Annotated in this window: 5 protein-coding genes and 3 pseudogenes; 1 reads left to right on the forward strand and 7 read right to left on the reverse strand. The window is 59.2% G+C overall.

Features of this window, described 5'->3' with window-relative positions; translation table 11 throughout:
- From AC6FTP_RS24940 to AC6FTP_RS24965, 6 genes and pseudogenes are all read right to left on the reverse strand, one after another.
- Positions 1-821: pseudogene (locus AC6FTP_RS24940) on the reverse strand (hypothetical protein); the annotation flags it as partial.
- Entirely contained in the window at positions 818-2,215 is a 1,398-nt protein-coding gene (locus AC6FTP_RS24945; RefSeq protein ID WP_497209616.1) for an FAD-binding oxidoreductase, read from the reverse strand. The pseudogene AC6FTP_RS24940 and the gene AC6FTP_RS24945, both read right to left, overlap by 4 nt.
- Before the next feature lie 682 nt (positions 2,216-2,897).
- Complete coding sequence (locus AC6FTP_RS24950) at positions 2,898-3,221, reverse strand: DUF1585 domain-containing protein (RefSeq protein WP_497209620.1); 324 nt, start codon at positions 3,219-3,221, stop codon at positions 2,898-2,900.
- Positions 3,216-3,284, reverse strand: a pseudogene (locus AC6FTP_RS24955) (DUF1588 domain-containing protein); the annotation flags it as partial. The pseudogene AC6FTP_RS24955 and the gene AC6FTP_RS24950, both read right to left, overlap by 6 nt.
- Before the next feature lie 129 nt (positions 3,285-3,413).
- Positions 3,414-3,563, reverse strand: coding sequence for a DUF3800 domain-containing protein (locus tag AC6FTP_RS24960; protein WP_497209617.1), 150 nt, complete (start codon positions 3,561-3,563; stop codon positions 3,414-3,416).
- Positions 3,564-4,156: 593 nt separating this feature from the next.
- Complete coding sequence (locus tag AC6FTP_RS24965; protein ID WP_497209618.1) at positions 4,157-4,903, reverse strand: hypothetical protein; 747 nt, start codon at positions 4,901-4,903, stop codon at positions 4,157-4,159.
- A gap of 100 nt (positions 4,904-5,003) precedes the next feature.
- Here AC6FTP_RS24965 and AC6FTP_RS24970 point away from each other — a divergent pair, with 100 nt between their 5' ends.
- Positions 5,004-5,210, forward strand: coding sequence for a hypothetical protein (locus tag AC6FTP_RS24970; protein ID WP_497209619.1), 207 nt, complete (start codon positions 5,004-5,006; stop codon positions 5,208-5,210).
- Between the two features lie 162 nt (positions 5,211-5,372).
- On the opposite strand, the pseudogene AC6FTP_RS24975 reads toward AC6FTP_RS24970, so the two are convergent.
- Positions 5,373-5,935, reverse strand: a pseudogene (locus tag AC6FTP_RS24975) (hypothetical protein); the annotation flags it as partial.

Here is a 5,935-nt window from a genome sequence, read left to right on the forward strand (position 1 = left end):
GGTTGGACGAGAGCTTGCGTGCGTTCGGTGAGGTCTTCGCTCTCGTTCATATAGACGTGGACAACACCGCTGTAGCACAGCGCCACACAACGCCGCGCAGCGTGCGCGAGTTCCGCAGAGAGACCGATGACACGATCAGGCGTCGTCTTGATCACGAGATCGGGAAGGCCATCGAGGGGCGGTGGCACGTTGCTTTGCAGCGTAAGCTGCGTGCTCGTCGATGCAGCGACGTGTTCAAGTTGTTGGGCGAAGATGGGCGCTTGCTCGGGCACACAATGGATCATCACACGCACGAACGATGCCCTGCCTTCCGTGACGTAATCCACCGCATCCCACCAGTGCATCCAGCCGCTGTGAAGTAGTTTTGATACACAGGAGCGCAAAGCCTTGGTGTCTCCATCGAAGCGGCCGATGGCCGTGAATCCGTAATCAGGTCGCAACCGCAAAACGTAATCCACAGGCTCGCCATAACGCGACCCGCTGTGCAGCAGGAAGCGGAGCCAGTCATAGCCGGTCGTGGTCTTGACCACACGCTCGCCGATGCGGGCGATGCGTCCACTAGGCAGCCGCCAGTTTATTCCCAGAATGTTGTCACAATAAGGTCCGAAGCGGCACGAGACTGGCGCATGAGTCGTGGCGGCGATTTGTTCGCGCAATGTCGTCGCTTCATCCAAGAGAAGCGGAAAGCGCAGGCGATGCGCGTGAGCTTGCGAATGAATGTCAGCCGCTATCGCATTCGCGGGCAGGCACAGCGTGCCATCCACTTCATCCAGGAAGGGAACAAAGAGCCGTTCGTGCTGCATGGGAGGGAAGACGTTCATGCGATGAAGTGGCGATTGTCGAAGACCTTGAGCGGATTCATTTGATGCGCAGGATTGAATGCGGCTGGCACGGAGAGTTGGAGACGCATGGAGTCCGGCCCGAACACCAGTGGCATGTAGGCGGACTTGTCATTGCCGATGCCATGCTCACCGCTGAGCGTGCCGCCGACTTCGATGACGCGCTGCATGAGTCGCTTGCTGATGAGTTCCACCTTCTCCAGTTCGCCGGGCACACGCGAATCGAAGAGGAAGTTCGGATGCAGATTGCCATCACCTGCGTGGAAGACATTTACCGCGCGGATGTTCGCGGCATCGGCTTCATCATAGACAAGCTGAAGCACCTCGGCCAAGGCACGCTTCGGTATCACCGCGTCTTGCACGACGTAACTGGGGCTCAACTGGCCGAGCAGACCACCGGAGGCTTTGCGGGCTTTCCAGAGCTTTTGGCGAAGGGCATCCTCATCGCTAAACATCACGTCCTGCGATCCTGCATGACGCAAAATCTCAGCCACGGATTCCACACGAGCATTGACCAGCGCCTCTGGGCCATCAATCTCCACCAGCAGCATGAACGAACCCTCGGGCAATCCACAAGCCATCTGACTGCTCTCCACCATCGCCACGCCACGCGGATCAAGCATCTCGATAGCCGCTGGATACGACGAGTGCGCCACCAAAGCATGGATGGCCGCTTCCGTGGTTTTCATATCGGGATAGGTCGCACGGAAGGTCCACACTTTCTCCGGCAATGGCAGCAGTCGCAGCCAGAAGCGAGTGAAAGCCGCCAGCGTGCCTTCGGAGCCGATCATGAAGCGTTTCCAATCCTCACGCCAAGGTCCGCGACCACCCGCAGGCCCACCAAAACGATGCACGCTTCCATCGAGCATAATCGCCTCGACACCGAGAACATAATTGCTCGTCACCCCGTAACGAAAGCAATGTGCGCCACCCGCGTTCGACGCCACATTACCCCCGAGTGTGCAGACCGGACCACTCGATGGATCAGGCGGATAAAACACGCCGTGCGGCTTCAACGCGGCATCGAGGTCATTGAGCCCCACACCGCATTCGACCTCACACCAGAAGCCCTCCACATTGATTTCGCGGATGCATTTCAGAGCTGAGGTATGAACAACCACACCACCCTGAACCGCCACCGGTCCACCCGAAAGCGAAGTCCCCGCCCCACGCATCACCACCGGCACCCCCAGCGCCCTAGCCCCGCACATGAAACCCGCGAGTTCCTCCGCATCCGCCGGAATCACTACGGAATCGGGAAGGAAGTTCTTATAGCCCAGGCCATCGGCACCATAGCCTGCCAGCTGAGCTGCCGAAGTCAGCACACGCCCGCGAGGCAGCAGCGCTTTGAGTTGGTGTTCGAGAGAAGAAATCACAGATCGAGCTACAGGTAGGAGGTCATACCAGTAACGATGAAGCCAAGGGATAACTATCTATTTTTGACTGATGGATTCATGCAGGGAGCGCCGAAGTGCAACACCATGAAGCGCGATCATGCCTGACAATGTTGCCATGCCCCTCGCAGACGAGCATGAGCAGCAGCCCGGTCCTCCACGAACCCATCTTGATGCAACACAAGTGTGGCAACGGGCATCGCGCATGTCGAGAGCGAGCCCCCCATTCGCCCCAGACTTCGCGCTGGCCGACGCAAAGGTGATGATCGTCCATCCTGCTCAAGCCAGCCACCGCTCCTCATGAAAAGCCGTGCCAGGGCAAAAACGGTCGCGCAGCATCATACGCATTGAACTTCCGATATACCGCCAGACTCGTCTCCTGCAGAATATCTCGCGCATCCGCTTCGCAAGCCGAGACTGAAGATCTAACGAACTAACGGCTCCTGATGCTGGGTCAGAAGCAGGACAAGCTGTTCGGTGCGCGGGGCAGCTTCAGAACTCATGAGCGTGGTTCGCAAGTATTTCCGTGAAACCCACTCCGAGTGCCAAATTTGTTTTCAGCGAGTGAGGCGGAGCGTCTCAGACCCTCAAGCCCTCAAAGGCACCAATCTCGACTGTCAGAGAGTGAAAGTGAATGTCACGGTTCAGCGACAATTTTGAGGTTTTAAACTCCAATGCTCCGATCTTCCCGCTTTCGGGGCCGCCGCATCAGTTCGCTGGTGGTGATGAGATGGATGAGTTCGCTGAGGGTGTGTCCCTTCGTTTTCCAGTCCGCTTGCAGACGGCGAAGAGCGGGCTGATCGGTATAACCTAGTGGGCGGCCGAGGGCGTAGGTGAGCAGGCGGTGGACGGGGTTTTGCGCGAGGAGGTCAGGGTGCTTGATGAGGTAGGCGCGGATGTCGGCGGGGTTGTTGACGGACTGGCCGTGATAGTCGTCACTGGTGTCGATGGCGGCACCGTTCGGGTAGGCACTGCGGAAGTGGCCGATGGGATCGTAGGCTTCGAGGGCGAAGCCGAGGGGGGCGATCTTGGCGTGGCAATCGGCGCACGGTCTCGGCGATGAGCTTGAGCCAGGCGTACTACTTCTCGTTCACGGCGATGTTTAGGTCGTGGGCCTGCGGGTCGCTTACAGAGGGGCCAGATGAGCACGCGTTCGTTATTGGAAATAATCGCGTCGATTCTAAGCGCCCCTTTCGACTTCTACCATCGCCAGCACGAAGAGCGGAAAATCAGGGTCGATCTTGGTCAGCGAATTATCGCCGTATTCATCGAAGAAGGCGATGAGACGGGTGAACGGTTTGGCTTCGATTGGGCTGGAACGCTCGAACATGAAGACGAATCAGTCTGGCAAATCGCTTGGTTTGGAAACAGATACTTTTTAGGCACACAATCAAGGTGCTCTGGCAACGACAACCAATGACTCAACTTAGTCACGCGGTTTCAGAAGGGCCAATCGCATTCGGGATGCAAGCAAGTTCCACAAGGCGCCGCATGACATCGGCCCGTGGCACTCCGTTCCCGTGCTCCCAACGCCTGAGTCGCTGGGGGATCACACCGACGGCTGCAGCCAGCGCCTTCTGGTCGGCCCCCTGACAGCGTCGCGCCTTCAGAACAAGGTCGGCAGAGTTCTGTTCGGGGAAGGGGTAGCAGCCGAGGAAAGACAGTAGAGCCGGCCATTCGGACACCACTGGCTCTCGCAAGTCACGTTCCCAGCGGTCGTAAACCTCGCGTATCGTCCCAAGCCGCATGGCCACATCGCCCTGTCTCAGCCCAAGAGCAAAACGTCGGTTGCGAAGATGCTGGCCAAGTGAAGCCGGTTGATCCATCATGCCTTTCTTCCTGAGCATGAGGGTTCTTAACCCTTCTGCGGATACCCGAATGTTGAAATGACAAAATGGCAAAGCATCGTGATACCTTTTTTAGCTAATTCACAAGTGCCCGAGAGAAGGCTAGCAAGCGGGCACCATGGAGAGATGCTTCTGCGTCTCGTTTGAAAATCGCACGGAGCCAGGCGATGAGAGTGGCGCGGAGGCCGAGCCAGATGACTTTCAGACGGTGCTTTTGCGCGAATCGAAAAACGATCTGGGCAAACTCGAAATCGCGGTTGTGGCCGCTGCGGCGGTAGCGGAAGGGCAAGGCGAGACGGCGGCAGATGAAGGCCAAGGCATGCGTTTGCTGCTGCTGGTGGATGCGGAGGGCGAGGTCTCTAGCTTTGGATTCGAACTCCCGTGCCGGCATGGTGCCAGCATTCACGGAGAAGATGAGATGCACACCCGCGCTGCTGCCAGGGAGGAAGGTGTGGAGAAGATAGTCCTGGTAGTTTTCGAGTAGGCGTCCGTTTACGAGAAAGTATTCACTGCGCCAGACGCGGTCGTCGGTCAGGATTGCCGGAGCATCTGCAATGCAGCGCAGATGCTCACCACGATAGGCCATGCAAACACGCAGCGTGTGGTGGCGGCCGCCTTGCTGGGGGGAGATCCAGTCCACGCGCATGTGGTCCGGCTGCTGGCTGAGGCGCAGCACATGCCGACCTTCGGCGATTCGTTCAGATCGAATGATGGGAGGTGGCTGATCCAACGGGTGCTCTTTCCCGGCACCGAGGTTCAGGATGACAAAGGGCAGGAGCAAAGCGGAGGTCCACAATGCCTGGGCTTGCCATGGCCGGGGCATGGATTCGATGGCAGGCATCTTACTGCTCAGACGGTGAGCGAGTGTCCACCCCGCTGCGAGACAAAGGGGGCCAAAGACCAGCCATGACCACAGCCCGTGCATGGCCGCCATGGGAAGGGTGGCTGGCAGCAGCAGCCAAACCAGTAATGTAGGCCTGCGGGGACACAATCCCGGCCACATCAGCAGCCATGGCAGCCACAGCTACGAAAAATTCGCCGAGGCCATGGCCTGCGAGGCCTTCGTCTTCCTCACCTGCCGCACGCCGTCAATGCGCATGTTTTGGTCCGCCGCCTTGCACCTATCGTAGATCGTCCTCGGTCAGGAGGTTTGCCGTTCATCCTTCCCAGTAAAGCTACGGAGAATGGAACGGAGAATGGATTGGCGGCGCGTTGAGGACAACGCGCCCTACCAGGTAGGGCGGCTGGTCCCCCAGCCGCTGGGTTCTTCGGCGCGTTGAGGACAACGCGCCCTACCTTCTCAGCGCATTGATCAGCTCATCGAGCTTGTCCGCGATCTGCTGCATCTCACTCTGCGTCGGCGGATCGCTCACCGCCAGCCCCAGCGTGTCCACCCCGTTGCTGTTCGCGCTGGTGGTGGCGATGGCATCCGCCAGTTGCTGAAACGAGACCTCTCCTGGCGTTCCAGGCATCCCATGCATTCCAGGCTCGCCTTGAATGCCCTGCTCACCGTCGCTGCCATTCAGGCCCGCAGGAATGCCAAAGGTCAGATGCACCGTGTTGCCGTCAAAGCTCGACTCCACTGTGGCCTGCTCACCGGGAGGAAGCGTGTTCACCGCGTCCACCACCGCCTGCGCAAAGGGCGGGCCGTCCGCGCCAATGCCGCCCTCCGGGCCTTGAGGGATGCCAAAGGTCAGATGCACCGTGTTGCCGTCAAAGCTCGACTCCACCGTGGCCTGCTCACCGGGAGGGAGCGTGTTCACCGCATCCACCACCGCATGCGCAAAGGGCGGGCCGTCCGCGCCATTGCCGCCATCCGGGCCTTGAGGAATGCCGAAAGTCAGATGCACCGTGT

Source organism: Prosthecobacter sp. (genome assembly GCF_044378005.1).
Taxonomy (GTDB): domain Bacteria; phylum Verrucomicrobiota; class Verrucomicrobiia; order Verrucomicrobiales; family Verrucomicrobiaceae; genus Prosthecobacter.